We start from the raw sequence: 17,428 nt of genomic DNA on the forward strand, positions 1-17,428 counted from the left end.
CCGTGGGAGCCGGCGTGGGAGTGCGCATGGAAACGGATGGCCCGGACGTGGTTTTTTCGGCAAAGGAGCTGGACCTGCGGCTGCTCGGGCCGATGAAACTCATGCGCCGCGGGGTGGCCGTGCCGTTACCGCGGTCGCGCAAGGTGCGCGCGCTGCTCGCTTATCTGGCCCTGACGCCAGGTTCGGTTCCTCGGGAACGGCTCTGCCATCTGCTCTGGCAAGTGCCGAGCGATCCGCGCGGTGAATTGCGCTGGAGCCTGAGCAAAATCCGCTCGCTCATGGACACGGATGGCCGCAAGCGCGTGATCACGGCTAACGACCGGATTTCACTCGATCTCGAAGACTGTGACATCGACGCACGCCACATCCAGGCAGCAAGGCGTCGCGGTATCGGAAACCTCGATCTGGAGGCGTTGCGGCCGATTGCTGGACGATGCGGAGGCGATCTGCTCGAAGGGGTCGAGATCGACAACAGCCCTGCCTTCGAGCACTGGCTGACATCGGTGAGGAGCGAGTTTCGCCTGTACGCGCTGGAGATCGCGGCAGAAATCGGCAAGAAAACACCCGTCGGCGGTGAGGACGGCTTGCCGGCAGCCCGGCAATGGCTCGACCTCGCGCCGCTCGACGCAGACGCAAATCTCCGCTTCCTGGCGGAATTGTCCCGCAGGCGGATGGGCGACGCCTGCAACCGGCATCTCGATGCGGCAGCGCGCCTCTTTGCCGATGAGGGCGAGGACTTCGCGCCGATCCGAGAGGCATGGGAACGCCTCAGGCCCCTGCCCCGACAACCGGCGGTCGTCGTCGTTTCTGACGGTGTTGGCAGACCTTCCGAGCCCATCCACGTGACGGTCGCGCGCCGCGCCTCAATTGCCGTCATGCCGTTCCGCGAACTTGTCGCGGGCGGGGCGGGCCGGAACGATCTCGGCAGCGCGGTCGCGCATGACGTCATCAGCAAGCTGGCGCGCCTGCGCAGTCTCTTCGTTATTGCCCGAGGCTCTGTTTTTGCCATCGCTGGCGAAGGGCTCGAACTGCCGGAAATCGGCCGCCGGCTCGGCGTCGACTATGTCGCCACCGGCTTCCTAGAACAGCACGAACTCGGGATCGCCGTGAACGTGGAGGTCGCAGAGGCGGCCACCGCCCATATCGTCTGGACTGAGCGGCTCGAGGCGCGCGCGGCCGAGCACTTTGCCGTCGTCGACGAGATCAGCAACAGCATCGTGTCGTCGATCGCCGCTGAAATCGAGAACGAAGAGCGCAACCGCGCGATCCTGAAGCCTCCGGATTCGCTCGACGCCTGGGAGGCCTATCATCGCGGCCTCTGGCACATGTTTCGCTTCACCGCCGAGGAAAACGAGCGCGCCGCCGAGTTCTTCCGCCTTTCGACACGCCTCGATCCAACCTTCTCACGCGCCCATGCAGGGCTGTCCTTCACCCACTGGCAAAGGGCATTCCAGCGCTGGGGCGACCGCGACGGCGAGACCCGGGACGCGCTCAAGGCCGCCGGGCAGAGCCTCTTGGTTGACGATCAGAACCCCGCCGCGCACTGGTCGATGGGGCGTGCCCTCTGGCTGACCGGAGACCACGACCAGGCGGTGCGCGCACTGGAGCACTCGGTCCTTCTCAGCCCCAATTTCGCCCTCGGGCACTATGCGCTCTCCTTCGTGCACGCGCAGTCCGGCGACCCCGCAGCGGCGATCACCGCATCTGATTACTCGCGGCTTTTGAGCCCCTACGACCCGCTGCTGTTCGGCATGCTCGGCACCCGCGCGATTGCCCTCATCCGGCTCGGCGCCTTCGAGGAGGCTGCAGACTGGGCGATCAAGGCGGCAGCCCGTCCGAACGCGCATGTGCACATCCTCGCGATCGCAGCCCATTGTCTTGCGCTCGCCGGACGCCTCAGTGAGGCTCGCAGCTACGCGGCCCGCATCCGCCTGCAGAAGCCGGATTACCGGACGGACAATTTCCTCGACGCCTTCCACTTCACACCCGACGTCATCGCCCGATATCGCCAAGTGGCGGCCTTGATCGGGCTGGCGACCTGAGTGATCGGTGCCGGCCAAATTCGCCTGCGTGTTTTAGAGCCGCTGGAGAAGGCGGTAGCGTTCAAGGATTTCAGCGATTTGTTCGTCCTGTGCCTTGTTTGGCAGAAGTGCTGGCTGTCGGCTTGCGCCGACAGATGCATCCTGCAGGTAGAGGGCGCGCTTGACCATCGCCGGGGCAAAGCCGAGTGCATAGAGGTCGGTCCGAAAGGCAGCAAAGGTTGCCTGCTGCTTCTGCGCTTCGACAACGTCGCCGGCATTGAAGGCCTTCAAGATACCTGCAAGTACATCGGGCATGGCGTTGCCGAGGCCCGAGATGCAGCCAGCCGCACCATTCTGCAGTGCCCAGAGCACGAGATGATCGGGGCCGGAGTAGACTTCGAAACCATCGACCTCGTTGGCAACCTGCAGATAGGCTTCCAGCGTTTCTTTCGCACCGCCGGAATCCTTGATGCCGGCAATGTTGCCGTGGCCGGCAAGGGCGCGCGCCGTGTCGGGCTCGATATGGTTCTGCGTGCGGGCGGGTATGTCATAGAGGTAGACTGGCGTCTTCACGGCATCGGCGACGGTCGAGAAATGACGGACAAGGCCATCCTGGGTGCAGGCAATGAAGAACGGCGTGATCACTGCGATCCCGTCGACGCCGATCCGGTCGAATTCTCGGGCGAGTTTTACTGTCTCGAAGGTGGCAGGCATGCCGGCATTGACGATCACCTTGACGCGGCCGCCGACCTCATCAACCACCTCCTCCGTCAGGCGCACCTTTTCCTCGTATGTCAGCGCGGTGAAGTCACCGTTGGTTCCGGCGCACATGATGTTGTTGCCGGCTGCGACCTGTCGGCGGACCTGGGCGCGCGTCGCCTGGTAGTTAATGGTCTCGTCGTCGTTGAAGCAGGTCACGAGGGCGACGAAGGCTTGCTTGGTCATGCGGATTTTCCTCTCAATGGACGGCGCCTCAGGACGCGCGCTGAAGACGGGCGGCGCGATGAGCGGCCTGGACGTCGGGATCGGGGTCGAGGCCGGCTGCAAGCAGCGCACGCGTATAGTCTTGCTGCGGCGCGTCGAACACCTCGCGCACCGTGCCAAGCTCTACGATGTTGCCCTTCTGCATGACCATGACGTGGTCGGCAAAGTCGCGCACCACCGGCAGATCGTGGGCGATGAAGATAAAGGCGATACCCATTTCCTTGCGCAGCCGGTCGAGCAGCGCGATCACCTGCGCCTGCACCGAAACGTCAAGCGCCGAGACCGCCTCGTCGCAGATGATCAGCTGCGGCTCGAGTGCGAGTGCGCGGGCAATTGCGATGCGTTGGCGCTGGCCGCCGGAAAACTGATGTGGGTAGCGGCCCATGTGCTCCGGGCCGAGACCGACCTGCACAAGAAGATCAGCCACCCGCTCGCGCCATTTCGCCTTGGGCAAGATATCCGAATGAATGACCCAGGCCTCGGAAATGAGCTGGTAAACGGTCATACGCGGATTGAGCGACTGCGTCGGGTCCTGGAAGACCATCTGCAGGTCGCGGCGCAGCTTGTAGAGTTCGGCCGGCGACATGGTGAAGAGGTCGCGGCCCTTCCACAAGGCGCTGCCACTATCCGGTTCGTCGAGGCGAAGCAGGATGCGCGCCAGCGTCGACTTGCCTGACCCGCTCTCGCCGACGACGGCCATGGTCTCGCCGGGCATGAGGTCGAAGGACAGGCCCTTCAGCGCCTCGAAGGAGCCATAGCGTTTGCGCACGTCGCGAACTGAAAGAACGGGTTCGGCGCGAGCGGCTGGCACATGCATCTCGCCCTTGCCTGGAGCGGCGGAAATCAGCTTTTTGGTATAGGGATGCTGCGGGTTCTTGTAGACCTCGCGCACCGTGCCGGCTTCGACCAGGACGCCTTTTTCCATCACCACCACGCGATCGGCGATCTCCGCGACCACGCCGAGGTCGTGGGTGATGATGAGGACCGCCATGCCGGTCTCTCGCTGCAATTCCTCAAGCAGCGCGAGCACTTCGGCCTGCACGGTGACGTCGAGCGCCGTCGTCGGCTCATCGGCGATCAGGAGATCTGGCCTGAGCGCCAATGCCATCGCAATCATCACGCGCTGGCGCTGGCCGCCGGAGAATTCGTGCGGATATTTGTCGAGCGAGCGCTCAGGGTCGGGGATGCCGACCCGGGTCAACAGCCGCAACGCCTCGGAAGCGGCTTTCGCGGCGTCGGTCCCGTGGGTGGTGAGCGCCTCGCGGATCTGCCAGCCCACGGTATAGACCGGGTTGAGATGGCTCAGCGGGTCCTGGAAGATCATGGCGATACGGCGCCCGTTGACCTTGCGCCTTTCCTGCGCCGGCATTGTCAGCAGGTCGACGCCGTCGAGCAGGATCTCGCCCGAGCTGATGCGTCCCGGCGGCATGTCGATCAGGTTCATGATCGCCGAGGAGGAGACCGACTTGCCGGATCCGCTTTCGCCAAGGATTGCGAGCGTCTCGCCACGGTCGAGATGGTAGGAGATATTGCGGACCGCTTTCACGACGCCGACTGCGGTGTGGAATTCGACCGACAGGTCGCGAACTTCCAGGAGATGGTCAGCCATTCTTGCGACCTTTCATTTCGAGACGCCAGCGCTGCACTGGGTCGAGCGCGATGCGCAGCCAGTTCGACAGGAGGTTTAGCGACATGGTGGTAAGGATGATCGCAAGGCCGGGCCAGAACGAAAGCCACCATGCGTTGGTGAGGTACTGGCGTCCCTGCGAGATCATCAGGCCCCAGGTGATTTCCGGCGGCTGGATACCGATACCGAGGAACGAAAGCGCGCTTTCGGCTAGCATCACATAGGCGAAGTCGAGCGTCGCAAGCGTCGTCAGCGTCGGCAGCACGACAGGCAGAATGTGGCGGAACAGGATGCGCTTGCTTGATGCGCCCATCACGCGCGCGGCCTGCACGAACATGCGTTCACGGATTTCCAGCACTTCGGCGCGTGTGGTTCGCAGGTAAACCGGGATGCGTGTGATCGCCAGCACCAGCATGAGGTTCAGGATCGACGAGCCGAGAATATAGAGAACGATGACCGCGATCAGCAGCGACGGAAAGGACATGATCACGTCCGCAAGCCGCATGATGATCTGATTGACGCGCGGCGAGGAAAAGCCGGCGACAAGGCCGAGGAAGGTGCCGACGGTTGCTGAAAGCGCGACGGCACCGGCGGCCACCATCAGCGTGTTCTGGGTGGCAACGATGATGCGGGCAAGCAGCGGCCGCCCGAGGGCATCAGCCCCCATCCACCAGACCCAGCCGCGCTCCCAGTCGAAAGGCACGGCGTTGCGGCCTCTAAGGTTCTGTTTGGTCGCGAGATCGCCGAGCCAGGTCGGCCCGATGATTGCGATGATGAGAACGAAAAGCAGGAAGATCGCGGCGCAAAGCGCGAATTTGTCGGCAAGCAGCATGCGGAACATGCGGGTCGCAAAGCGCGGTTCTTCGGTAACAACGGTATCGGCGGTCTGCAGGGTCATGGTCCCCTCCTCAGTGCCGGATGCGCGGATCGAGCAGCGCGTAGGCCAGATCGATCAGCAGGTTCATGAGGAAGATCGCCAGCGCCGTGACGAGGATGGCGGCGAGCACGACGTTGAAATCGCGCTGCAAGATGGAATCGATCATCAGCTTGCCGACGCCCGGAAACCCGAAGATCGTCTCGACGATGACCGCGCCGTTCAAAAGGCTCGCGGCCTGGTCGCCAATGACGGTGATGACCGGCAGCATGGCGTTGCGCAGCGCATGCACGAAGATGATCGGCCCGGATTTGACGCCCTTGGCGCGCGCCGTCTTCACATAGGCCGAAGAAAGCGCCCCGATCATCGAGCCGCGCACCACCTGGACGATGATGCCGAAAGGCCGGATGAACAGAACCGAGATCGGCAGGATCCAATGAAGCAGCGACCCCGTGCCCGAAGTCGGCAGCCAGGCGAGGTTTACCGAAAAGACGACGATCGCGACGATGGCGATCCAGAAATCGGGAACGGAAGCGCCGACCAGCGAGATCAGCGAGGAGAGCCGATCGAAGAAGCCTCCAGCGCGGAAGGCGGCAAGCGAACCGACGACGATCGCAGCACCAGCGACCAGCGTCATGGTGATGACTGCGAGCCAGAGCGTCCAGGTGAAGGCCTCAAGCACCACGTCCAGAGCAGGACGCGCCTTGCGCAGGGATTCGCCAAAATCGCCGGTGACGACGTCGCCGACATAGCGTCCGAACTGCACCAGCATTGGATCGTTCAAGCCATGCAGCTCGCGGAATTGCGCCTTCATCTCTGCGGAGGCTTCGACCGGCAGGAACAAGGCGGCCGGATCACCTGTCAACCGCGACAGGAAGAAGACCATGACGAGCAGCCCGACGAGCGAGATCAGACTGGCCACGGCGCGTTTTCGAACGAATTTCAGCATGGCGCCCTCGAAGAAATCCGGCGGCGGGATCATCCCACCGCCTTGATTGCTGTTGTGACTGGCGAACCTCGTTCGCCAGGGCAGATTACTTGATCTTGATCTCCGAGAGCTGCAGCGTCCCGTTGGTCGCCATCGTTGGCTTGAATTCGAGCCGCTCGGAAACGCGGGAGAAGCCTACCATGTGGAAGAGCAGGACGTCGGCAACGACATCGTCATGCACATAGGCGATCAGTTCCGACCAGAGCTTGGCACGCTCGTCGCCGACGGCAGCCGACGCGCGCTTGATCAGGTCGTCGACCTTCGGATCGGAGAAGCCGGACTGGGTGCCTTCGGTTGCGTATTTGAAGAACATCGAGAACGACGGATCGCCCTTGGAATTGTCGTGCATGGCGGCAACGATCTGCGGGCCGCGACCTTCCTTGAAGGGCTTGGAATAGTACTGCTCGTGCTCGGCGACCTCGACGAATTTCAGCTCGACCTTGAAGCCGATTTCCTCAAGCTGCGCCTGAATGGCCTCCATGATCTCGGTCACGTTCGGAAAGTTTGCAGAACGGGCGATGATGGTGATGGGCGTGTCGACTTTGACGCCATCGGCCTTGGCTTCCTCAAGCAGCTTCTTTGCGCCTTCCGGATCGTAGGGGAAGACCTTTACGTCGGGGTTCCAGCCAAGCGTCGGTGGCGGCACGATCGCGGTGGCGAGCAATGCACTTTCGGGAACCAGGGTACCGAGGAAGGCCTGGCGGTCGATGGCGACGTTGAGCGCGCGGCGGACACGAACGTCGTTCAGCGGTTCGATGTTGTGATCGATGCGCAGGTAGACGGTTTCGCTGTCGAGGTAGGAAAAGTCCGTTGCCGGGTTCGTGGCATCGAGCTGCGAGATCGACGGCGAAAGGTCGGCTTCGCCGGTCTGCACCATGGCTGCGCGCACCGACGGGTCGGCGCGGAACAGATAGGTGGCTTCCGTCACTTCGGGCTTTGCGCCCCAATAGTCGTCACGGCTGGTCAGCACGATCTGCTGGCCCGGCGTCCAGTTGGTCAGCTTGTACGGACCGGTGCCGACCGGTTCGCGCACGAACTCAAGCGGCGTTTCCTCCGGCACGATCGTGACGAGCGACATCAGCAGCGGCAGGATCGGCTGAACCGGATCGGCCTTGAAATCGATGGTGTAGTCGTCGACGACCGTCGGGGTCACCGTGATGCCGCCGAAGTAGCGGCGCGATTCACAGGTGTTCTTGTCGCTCATGATGCGATCGAAGCTGTGCTTGACGTCCTTGGCGTCAAAGGTCGTGCCGTCGGAGAACTTGACGCCCTTGCGCAGGTGGAAGCGCCAGCTGCTGTCTTCGTTCTGCTCCCATTTTTCGGCCAGGCGCGGCATGACGCCCTTGTCACTGCGAACGTCGAGTTCGGTCAGCGTTTCGCTGACGTTCTGCATGATGACGCGGCCGATGTTCGAGCGCGTGGCCATGCAGGGCTCCAGCAGGTCGGCCTCCTCGGCCAGCACGATCTTAATGGGGCCGGACCCGGCGAATGCGGGCGACAGGGCCGAACTCAACATGAGTGCACTCAAGACAAATAATTTCTTCACGGCATTTCCTCCCTAGTGAAATTCGTTCAGCTGGATGTTGCTTTTCCGGATCGCGCGGCAATTAGCGCCGCGCAACCGATGAGCCCGCCGCCGCAAAGGGTGGTGAGGGCGATCTGTTCGCCAAAAAGCGCGAAGCCGCCGAGCGCCACGAGCGGCAGGCGCAAAAAATCGACCGGCGCGACGATCGTGGCGGGCGCGAGTGAAAAAGCATGGGTCATCATACCCATGCAGGCAGTTCCCACGACACCCTGCAGCGCGAGAAGCGTCATCTCCCTCGCCCCAGGCATGGTCCAGAACGGCAAGGCGAAAAGAAGCGCGATCGGAACGGTCAAAAGGAGATTCCAGACGACCAGCGTTGAGGTCTTATCGCCCTTCGACATGGACTTCAGGATCAACTGAATGGTCGACTGGAGCATCGCGCCAGTGAGGGCGAGAAGGATGGCGAGACTGAAGCCGGTTCCCGAGGGGCCGATGATCAGCATCGCGCCGCCAAAACCGAGCACCACCGCACCGATCATAGCCGGGCCAGGCCTTTCGCCCAGCGCCAGTGCGGCACCGAGCAAAAGGAAGATCGGCGACATGAAAGCGATGGCCGTCACGTCAGCAAGCGGCCCCCAGCTGAAGGCAGCGAAGAAGGCGACCATGGCGAGCAGCTTGAAGCCGGCACGGACCGCATGCTGACGCAAGGGGTGGCTCGACTTGAGCACCGATGGGCGCAGGGCAACAAAAGGCAGAAGGATGAGCGCGCCGAAGAACGCGCGGAAGAAGCCGATGACGAAAGGATGCACGGCGCCGTTCAGCGCCCGCACGATCACCGCGTCGGCGGCAGCAAGGATCGCTGCACCAACCGCGAACATGACCGCCATCTTAGCCCCCTTCGGGCTGGCTTCCAGCATCAGACCTCCTCCCGGCATCCTCTTGCCGGCTTGTTCAGACCATCCACCTTTCACCAAAGTTTGTCAAATTAATTCGCGATGTAAATTTTATATGGAAATAATCACAATAAATATTTCAGTAAAATCAGTGCGTTATGCGCAATAGTAAACGAGCACATGTCTATTTGTAACTTTATCAAACTTGACAACTTTGAAAATTGGGTGATTTTCGAAGCACACAGGAGGAACTCATGGACCCTGAAGAAATCGCCCGCAGCATGAATGGCCTGCTTCAAACCGTGTCGCCCGAGCGTATGGAAGCGCTGTTGCCGTCGCCGATGATCCAGAACCATGCAGCCTTCCTGCATCTGCTTTCAGACGGCGCGCTCGCCTGTGCCTGGTTCGGCGGCACGCTCGAGGGCAAATCGGACATTTCCATCTTTGCTTCGGTGCTGCCCAAGGGGGCGACGCAATGGGGACCGCAGCAGCGCCTGAGCTTCGATGCCGCGCATTCGGAGCAAAACCCGGTGCTCTTCACTGCGCCCGATGGCAGGCTGTGGCTCTTTCACACCTCCCAACCCTCAGGCAATCAGGACGAGTGCCGGATCCGGATGGCTGAGGTCCGCCGCGATGCTTCCGATCCGCTGGTACTAACGACCAGCGAAGGCCGCTATCTGGACCTTCCCCGTGGCTGCTTCATCCGCGCGCCGCTTGTGGTGCGCGGTGACGGCGCGTGGCTGCTGCCGATCTTTCGCTGCGTTCAGCGCCCCGGGCAGAAGTGGAACGGCAGCCATGATACGGCAGCCGTCGGCATTTCGCTTAATCAGGGCGAGACCTGGCAACTGGAAGAACTGGATCAGTCCATTGGCTGCGTGCACATGTCGCCGGTGTCGCTTGGCGAAGGCCGTCTTGCTGCCTTTTTCCGCCGGCGGCAGGCCGACTGGGTCTACAGGACCGAGAGCCTCGATGAGGGCCGCTCCTGGTCCAGGCCCGAGGCCAGTGACATCCCGAACAACAATTCCTCTATCGCCGCTCTCAGTCTGAAAGACGGCCGGATCGCGATGATCTGCAACCCCGTCAGCGCGGCCGACACCGCCGAACGACGCACGTCGCTTTATGACGAGCTCGGCGAGGACGACAACCGCCCGGACGCCGACCCCACGGGCGGTTGCGTTCCGATCTGGGGTGTCCGGCGCGCGCCAGTCTCTCTTTGCCTCTCTCAAGATGGCGGCAAGACATTTCCCGTGCGCCTGCTGATCGAGGATGGCCCCGGGACATGCCTTTCCAATGACTCGACCGACGGCCGCAACAAGGAGATGTCCTATCCCTGGCTGCTGGAGGGGCCGGACGGCGCCATGCACCTTGCCTACACCTACCACCGGCGCGCCATCAAATATGTCCGCCTGGCCCCTGGCTGGGAGCACGCTGACCAACGGAGACCTTCATGAGCAATATCATCGGCATAACCATGGGCGACCCGTGCGGCGTCGGCCCCGAGATTTCGGTGCGCGCGCTGGCCGACATGTCGCCGCAAGAACGCGATACGGTCCGGATCTACGGCAACCTCGCGACGCTCGAAGCGGCCCGCGCCGCTCTCGGCCTTGAGGTTGATCTCACCGGACATGTCGTCGATCTGCCGATTGAAGGTGCGCCGCTTGCCTGGGGACAGCTGAGCCCTGTCGCCGGCGACGCGGCCTTTCGCTTCATCGAAAAGGCAGTGCGCGACGCAGAAGCCGGTGTGATCGGTTGCATCGTCACGGCGCCCATCAACAAGGAAGCGCTGAACCTTGCTGGTCACCACTATGACGGCCACACCGGAATGCTGCGCAGCCTCACGGGCTCCAAGGCCGCCTACATGCTGCTTGCCTCCGAGCGCCTCAAGGTCATCCACGTTTCCACCCACGTGGCGCTGCAGGAGGCGATCCGACGCTCGACGACCGAACGGGTGCTCGCCACGATCCGCGCCGGCGACGCTCACTTGAAGCGTATCGGCTACGTAGCGCCCAAAATCGCGGTCGCCGGCATCAATCCCCACTGTGGCGAAAATGGCCTGTTCGGCACCGAGGATGACGACCAGATCGTGCCGGCCGTTGCGCAAGCACGCGCGGAAGGCATCGATGCCTATGGCCCGATTTCCGCAGATACGGTGTTCCATCGCGCCTATTCGGGCGCCTTCGACCTCGTGGTCGCGCAGTATCACGACCAAGGGCACATCCCCGTGAAGCTCGTCGCCTTCGACACCGCCGTGAACGTCTCGGTGGACCTGCCGATCGACCGAACCTCGGTCGATCACGGCACGGCCTTCGACATCGCCGGCAAGGGGATCGCCAACCACGGCAACATGAACTCCGCCATCGCCTATGCCCGCAAGTTGGTGGCAGGCGACGCCAAGCGAGGATGACACCATGACCATCGCTCCCATCACCCTTTATCAGCCGCGCCGCCTCGCCGTCGGCGCCGGCACAATCGCAGAGGTCGGCGCCTGGGCGGCCGATGCCCGTTCAGTGCTCGTCATCGCCACGCCGATCACCGCAGGCTTCGTCGACCGCCTGAAGCTTTCCGGCCGCGTTGCGGTGTTCGACGCCATCCCGGGCGAACCCGATGTCGACACGCTCGATGCCGCACTCGACTTCGCGCGCCAAAACAGCCCGGACCTCATCGTCGGCCTTGGGGGCGGATCGGTGCTCGACGTCGCCAAGCTTGTCGCCGTGCTTTGGGACTCCGAGCAGACGCTTGCCGATGTCGCCGGGCCAAACCGCGTACTCGGCCGCAACACGCGCCTGGCTCAGGTCGCAACGACCGCCGGCACCGGCTCGGAAGCCGGGATCCGCTCGCTCATCACCGACCCGGTCAAGGGAAACAAGATCGCGGTCGAAAGCCCGCACATGATTGCCGACCTGGCTGTTCTCGATCCGGAACTCACCTATTCCGTGCCGCCGGCGGTAACCGCCGCCACCGGCGTCGACGCCATGGCCCATTGCGTGGAAGCCTTCACCAATCGCCGCGCCCATCCGATGATCGACGGCTTTGCCCGAATGGGCTTCAAGCTCGTGGGCAAACATCTCGCCCGCGCAGTCAGGGATGGAGCCGATACCGAGGCGCGAGAAGGGATGATGCTTGCTTCCTACTACGGCGGCATCTGCCTTGGGCCGGTCAATACCGCGGCTGGCCATGCCATCGCCTATCCGCTCGGAACGCGGCTTCGCCTGCCCCACGGATTGGCAAACGCCATCATCTTTCCGCATGTGCTCGCCTTCAACCAACCGGTTGCCGCGGGCAAGACGGCAGAAGTCGCAAAGGCGCTTGGTCTCGGCGAAAATCTCTCCTCCCGGGAACTCCTGGGCGCTGCCCGTGGCTTCTGCCGTGATCTCGGCATCGAGATGTCACTTGCCGCTCACGGCGCAAGTGCCGACGACTTGCCGCTCTATGCAAGCGAGGCCCATGCCAACCGAAGGCTCATGGACAACAACCCGAGCGATATGAGTGTGGAGGACGTGCTTGCCGTCTACAAGGCAGCCTTTTGATCCATAGACCATGCAAAAAACAAAACCCCGGCGTCTGCCGGGGTTTTTGCTTTGTCGATTACTTGGTCGCTTGGAACAGACGTTCGCGGGATCCGGAAAGGTGGTCATGCATGAGTTGTCTCGCCTTTACGCCTTCACGCGCGGCAATCGCTTCCGCGATCGCTTCGTGCTCCCCGAAAACGCGCGTCAGCCCGGTCGTCTCCCGTTTGACCGAGGCGCCATGAAACCGCATCCCGACCGCGATGTGATCCTTGAGCGCTTCCATTGCCGTGAAAAAATAGCTGTTCTGGGCCGCACGTGCGATCGCAAGATGAAACTGGAAGTCCGCATCCTCCCGGTGCGATTGCCGGTTGGTGGCGTCCCGCATCAGTTCCAACGCCTGGCGGATGGCGGACAAGCTGGCCGCGTCATGCCGCTCGGCAGCAGCCTGCGCGGCAGCCGGCTCGACCGTCAATCGGAACTCGTAGCAGTTCAGAAGATCGGCGACATTTTCCAGTTGTCCGAAGCCCAGCGGCTCACGCATGCCGACAGCACGAACGAAACTGCCGGCGCCGCGGCGTGAATAGATGAAACCCTGCTCGCGCAGCCGGCGCAACGCCTCGCGAATGATCGGACGGGAAACCTCGAATTCACTTGCCAGTTCGTGCTCGGTCGGCAAGCGCTCGTCCGGCTTGTAGGCGCCGGACTTGATCGCACGGTGCATGCGCTCAAAGACGAGATCGCCGAGGCTCTTGCGTGCTGTTCCGTTCTCCAGTCCCATCCGTCATCCCATCTTGCGAAGGACAGCCTCCGCGATTTCCTTAAGCGTATCCGGCGCGCCGAATCCGCCGGACTTGGCAATGATGCAACGTCCATCGACCTCAGCCAAGCCCAGGCCGGGCAGGCACTCGCCCAGCAGGCGAAAACGCTGGATGCCCATTTTCCTCAAAACTGCCTCTGCAGTTGCGCCGCCGGACAGAAGCAGTGTCCCTGCCCGTTCGACAAGGCCCGGACAGACGCTCTCGGCAAGCGCCTCGGAAACGGCCTCCGGCGTCACCTCCCCTTCACCCGGCACCGCCTGAACGAGCGTGATTGCGCCGCCGGTGTCGTCTGCGGCCGAAAGCCGCCCGTTGGGCGCGGGCAAATAGGATAAGGCAAGATCGTTGCGAAGCGTGTCGATCTGGGCAAGGGTAATCGGGTCTCGGGACCCAACGACGAACAAAGCCCTACCGGCAGCCACCTGGGCAGCCCGCGGTTGTTGACCGCCACTCATCCGTTCGGCAAGCGCCTCGGCCAGACCGCGCGCTCCAATCAGCAGATCCGTACCACTTCTTTCCGCATTCTCAAGCAAGGCGCGCATCTCGGCTTCAGTGGATACGTCCGGGATGATGGCCTTGGCCGCATGCCGGCCGAGCTTCTCGGCAACGGAGATGGGGGTATCTACCCCAAAGCCTTGCACGCTGCCGGACATGACAACCCGACCGAAGGCCGGGATGGCGGGCGCCACGAGCGCCGATCCGAAAGACATTGCGTCGAGTTCGGCAACGATGTTGCCCTTAAGACGGGAGTCGACCTTCTTGAAGATGCGCGAACCCGAAGGCAGCGCAGCGAGCGTGGCAACTGTTCGTTGCCGGGCGGATGCGGGGCTGTGTTCTCGCGATCCGAGATTGACCGAAACCACGTCCGGCCCCGTTTTCAGGACATCATCGATCGCCTCGGGCGCCAAAGCGACTTCGACATAAAAGCCCCTCGCGGCAAAGGGCGCCGCGGCATCCAGAGCGCCGGTCAGATCATCAGCGACAATGACGAGCATCTCAAAATCCAGACGATTTGTTGTTATCTTTAATTGTCCATTTTATATTGAAATGTCAATATTTTCTGGAAAAAAATTACAAATTAGTCGCTCTCTGCCGCGGCCGATATTAGGCATCGGTTCTCGTCCTTGGGCTTCCGTGTGCCTATTTTCAGGAAGCGCTCGCCATAGCCTGGCAACGGCAGGTTACCCGGCGCGATGCCATAAACCTCGATCACGAGGACTGCGGCGGTTTTCGCCGCTCTCGTCTAAGGGCGCCACGTCATCGGACCGAACAAACACTGAGCTTCCCGGCGCCGTCGCGAACGCACGGTGGCTGGACGTCGCGAGCGTTATCGCTGTGCGACTGGGCGTACCAGTGGCGTCACGCGTCGGATGGTCACGCGGCGGTTCTCTTCCTCCGGCTCGGGCGTACTGATCTTGAGGAAACGCTCGCCGTAGCCTTGCGTCACCAGGTTCTCCGCCGGGATGCCGTAGACTTCCGTCAGGAGGACCGCGACGGACTCGGCACGCTCGTCGGAGAGGACGAGGTTCGACCGGTCGGAACCGACAGCGTCCGTGTGCCCCTCGATGAAAAAGGTTTCACCGGGATCCTTGCCGAGCACCTTCTGCATGGCGTCGGCGACCGTTCGCAGCGTCTTTGCCTGTGACATCGACACTTCGGCGCTGCCGGTTTCGAAATGGATCGTGTCGAGATCGATGCGCCGGACCTTGTCACGGAGACGGGCGGAATTGCGGACTTCATCGATGGAATAGACACGCTCCACGCGCTCGACCGGCGGTTCGGACAGAAACGCGTAGTAATCTCGATCCGGCTCCTGCGAATAGTCGACGATGTAGTCATCGACCGGGATCGTCAGGCGCATCGGCGGCAGGTCATAGCCGACGTCGACGATCGCCGGGCGCCTTTCGTCCTGATAGTCCGGCGCGTACATCAACACATATTCGTTGCCGTCGCTGTCGACGCGCGAGCGCTGCAAGACGTCACCGTAACGGTCATAGACGGTGACGATCCGGTAGCCGCCCGGGCGCACGATCGTTTCACGCACGCGGCCGCGCGGAAGCTCGTCGTAGTACGCCTCCCGCGCGCCGTGGCGCAGGCGCGGACGATCGTCGCCACGCACGAAGATCTGGTCGCCGACGCCAAGGACGACACGATCGTCGAGCCTCTCGACGACGCGCACCTCGGTCACATCATTGTTCGTCGTGCTGTTGACAGTCCTGTTGTTGATGACGGTATTGTTGACGATGTTCGTCGTGTCCGGAACCGCGAATGCTGGCACCGCGTCAACGCGTCGACCTTCCTCCTTCATCCCGGCCTCGATCCTCTGCGCGGCCGTCTGCCGCACGTCGGCCGGGATTTCAGCCTGGGCCGCGGCGTCATCCGTCGGTGGCGCTATGTTCTTCCCCTGGACGCGCAATTCTTCGCGCTGCTTGCGCCGAGCCTCGCGCCCCTGGTTGCCGCCGGACTTGTCGGCGTCCTTGTCACTGTCGAGCACGGCCGCGCCGTTATCGACCGGAAGCACAATGGTTTCGTCGGTCGCTGCCGGATCCTGGGCGATCTTTCGCTTGTCTGCCTTCGTGCGCTTGTCGACGACAACAGGTGCAGGCTTGGCCTGAGGCTCCTCACTCTGGCGCTGTTCGGCCGTCGCGGGCTGTTCAGACCCTGGAACGGGCTGCGGCTCACTCTCACCGGTCTGTGGCGCCAGCTTTTGCTCTTCCGGCTGCTGACGTTCAGCTTGCTGCTTGCGCTTCTTGGGCACCGGTACCTGCGCTTCCCCAGCGTTCTGCGGAGTGCTCTCATCTATAGCGGGTTGCTGTCCTTCTGCCTGCTCTTTGCGCTTCTTGCGTTCAGGTGCTTGTTGTTCCTCAGCCTGCCGCGGAGCGCCTTCCTCTATGGCGGGTTGCTGTTCTTCTGCCTGCTGCTTGCGCTTCTTGCGTTCGGGCGCCTGTTGTTCTTCAGCCTTCCGTGGCGCGCTTTCCTCGGTACCGGGCTGCTGTTCTTCAGCCTGTTGCTTGCGCTTCTTGCGCTGAGGCGCCTGTTGCTCTTCAGCCTGCCGCGGAGCGCCTTTCTCGATGGCGGGTTGCTGTTCTTCTGCCTGGTGCTTGCGCTTCTTGCGTTCGGGCGCCTGCTGTTCTTCAGCCTTCCGTGGCGCGCTTTCCTCGGTACCGGGCTGCTGTTCCTCAGCCTGTTGCTTCCGCTTCTTGCGAGACGGCTCTTCTGCCTGGCGCTGCGGCTCCTCGGCCTGCGGTTGCTGCTGTTCTACCTGCCCTTCCCCCCCGTCCTGCTGCTTCTTGCGCTTCTTGAGCAGCAGTAAATCCTCGGGCGACTGCTGGTCGACGCCTTCCTGAGCGACCTGGAACGGCACCCTCAGGTTCTCGGCCAGCGCCGGCTGTATCACGAATGATGCGGCGAAGACTGGAAGGGCCACCGTTGCGAAAAGTTTGGAAGGCATCGACATGATTTTCACTCCTGTTACTGGGAGACCCCAGCGCCCGTTGGCGCTGTACGAACGGCGCGCCTTAAGACGCGGCACAAGCGGGGCCATCACCCGAGCCTCCGACTTTTGTGGCAGTCAAAGGCTAGTCCCAACGCAGCAGCGAACAAACGGTTCCGCCCAGCAGACCCTATTGCGAAACTGCCAACTGCAGGGTCGGGCGGCCGGTCCCGGGAAACGGAAAGGCAAAAATGAGGAGTATCGGCCAGGTGTACGAGCAGCCGTGATCACTAAGATATCTGTCGGTCGTGGCGATCCACTTGAGCGGCCGCCAGCCGCGACGCTGGCCGATCCGGATTGCCGTTCAGTAGAGGCGCGAGGCGGCATTGGGCATGCTGGGGTTCGATCGCCCCATCGGCGGAGCAGACGTCCGTCCTGTTGATCCTGGATGAAGTGGTATCGGCAAAAAACTCTCTCCGCCGCCACCATTGCTCGCGGGGCTCTCCGGCACGCCGGAAGGCCGCCAGGTGCTGGAAGAGGCCAAGGCCCTGGCCCGCGCTCTTGAGCGACGTCTTGGCAGTTCGGATCCGGGAAGTTTCAATTAGGAGCTCGATCGTCTGGGGTTGAAAGATCCGGCTGTAGTCGATCGCATCAAGGACGTTGAATAGCACCGAGATTTGTAGACGCCTTCTTTCCTAATTTTGAGGCAAGAAGAGCATCATGAGCAAATCGAATTTCAGCGAAGAGTTTAAGCGTGAC

13 protein-coding genes are annotated in these 17,428 nt (G+C 62.5%); 4 read left to right on the top strand and 9 right to left on the bottom strand.

All coding sequences use genetic code 11. The features are described 5' to 3' along the window. The first annotated feature begins 26 nt into the window (after window positions 1-26). Entirely contained in the window at window positions 27-2,042 is a 2,016-nt protein-coding gene (locus ASD01_RS09280) for a transcriptional regulator (RefSeq protein WP_060643878.1), read from the top strand. A gap of 33 nt (window positions 2,043-2,075) precedes the next feature. On the opposite strand, the gene ASD01_RS09285 is transcribed toward ASD01_RS09280, so the two are convergent. The 6 genes from ASD01_RS09285 to ASD01_RS09310 all read right to left on the bottom strand — a co-directional run bounded on the left by ASD01_RS09285 (window position 2,076) and on the right by ASD01_RS09310 (window position 8,936). Next, window positions 2,076-2,966: a dihydrodipicolinate synthase family protein gene (locus tag ASD01_RS09285; RefSeq protein ID WP_060643879.1), complete on the bottom strand. Its 891-nt coding sequence runs from the start codon at window positions 2,964-2,966 to the stop codon at window positions 2,076-2,078. A 28-nt stretch (window positions 2,967-2,994) separates the two neighbouring features. Next, window positions 2,995-4,614 carry an ABC transporter ATP-binding protein gene (locus ASD01_RS09290; RefSeq protein ID WP_060643880.1) on the bottom strand — a complete coding sequence of 540 codons (1,620 nt, stop codon included), beginning with the start codon at window positions 4,612-4,614 and terminating at the stop codon, window positions 2,995-2,997. Next, window positions 4,607-5,530, bottom strand: coding sequence for an ABC transporter permease (locus ASD01_RS09295; RefSeq protein ID WP_034796145.1), 924 nt, complete (start codon window positions 5,528-5,530; stop codon window positions 4,607-4,609). Before ASD01_RS09295 ends, ASD01_RS09290 begins: the two co-directional genes overlap by 8 nt. 10 nt (window positions 5,531-5,540) lie before the next feature. Then, entirely contained in the window at window positions 5,541-6,455 is a 915-nt protein-coding gene (locus ASD01_RS09300; RefSeq protein ID WP_034796335.1) for an ABC transporter permease, read from the bottom strand. A gap of 85 nt (window positions 6,456-6,540) precedes the next feature. After that, window positions 6,541-8,010, bottom strand: coding sequence for an ABC transporter substrate-binding protein (locus ASD01_RS09305; RefSeq protein ID WP_210339105.1), 1,470 nt, complete (start codon window positions 8,008-8,010; stop codon window positions 6,541-6,543). A gap of 56 nt (window positions 8,011-8,066) precedes the next feature. After that, on the bottom strand, window positions 8,067-8,936 hold the full coding sequence (locus ASD01_RS09310) for a DMT family transporter (RefSeq protein ID WP_063979509.1): 870 nt from the start codon (window positions 8,934-8,936) through the stop codon (window positions 8,067-8,069). Between the two features lie 230 nt (window positions 8,937-9,166). Here ASD01_RS09310 and ASD01_RS09315 point away from each other — a divergent pair, with 230 nt between their 5' ends. From ASD01_RS09315 to ASD01_RS09325, 3 genes are read left to right on the top strand one after another with little or no spacing between them, the layout of a single operon-like run. After that, on the top strand, window positions 9,167-10,363 hold the full coding sequence (locus ASD01_RS09315; RefSeq protein ID WP_060643882.1) for a sialidase family protein: 1,197 nt from the start codon (window positions 9,167-9,169) through the stop codon (window positions 10,361-10,363). Continuing rightward, on the top strand, window positions 10,360-11,316 hold the full coding sequence (gene pdxA / locus ASD01_RS09320) for a 4-hydroxythreonine-4-phosphate dehydrogenase PdxA (protein ID WP_060580796.1): 957 nt from the start codon (window positions 10,360-10,362) through the stop codon (window positions 11,314-11,316). The genes ASD01_RS09315 and pdxA overlap by 4 nt, the downstream gene beginning before the upstream one ends. A 4-nt stretch (window positions 11,317-11,320) precedes the next feature. Continuing rightward, window positions 11,321-12,439 (top strand): iron-containing alcohol dehydrogenase, encoded by a 1,119-nt coding sequence (locus tag ASD01_RS09325; protein WP_060580797.1) that lies wholly within the window; start codon window positions 11,321-11,323, stop codon window positions 12,437-12,439. A gap of 58 nt (window positions 12,440-12,497) precedes the next feature. Here the strand turns inward: ASD01_RS09325 and ASD01_RS09330 are convergent, their stop codons facing one another. From ASD01_RS09330 to ASD01_RS09340, 3 genes are all read right to left on the bottom strand, one after another. Then, entirely contained in the window at window positions 12,498-13,199 is a 702-nt protein-coding gene (locus ASD01_RS09330) for a FadR/GntR family transcriptional regulator (protein ID WP_034796126.1), read from the bottom strand. A 3-nt stretch (window positions 13,200-13,202) separates the two neighbouring features. After that, window positions 13,203-14,231, bottom strand: a complete 1,029-nt coding sequence (locus ASD01_RS09335) for a four-carbon acid sugar kinase family protein (protein ID WP_060643883.1) — start codon at window positions 14,229-14,231, stop codon at window positions 13,203-13,205. A gap of 332 nt (window positions 14,232-14,563) precedes the next feature. Further along, a complete protein-coding gene (locus tag ASD01_RS09340) occupies window positions 14,564-16,693 on the bottom strand; it encodes an OmpA family protein (protein ID WP_060643884.1) in 2,130 nt (709 codons plus the stop codon). Between the last annotated feature and the right edge of the window lie 735 nt (window positions 16,694-17,428).

Origin of the sequence: Ensifer sp. Root423 (assembly GCF_001426275.1) — a bacterium.
Classification (GTDB): domain Bacteria; phylum Pseudomonadota; class Alphaproteobacteria; order Rhizobiales; family Rhizobiaceae; genus Ensifer; species Ensifer adhaerens.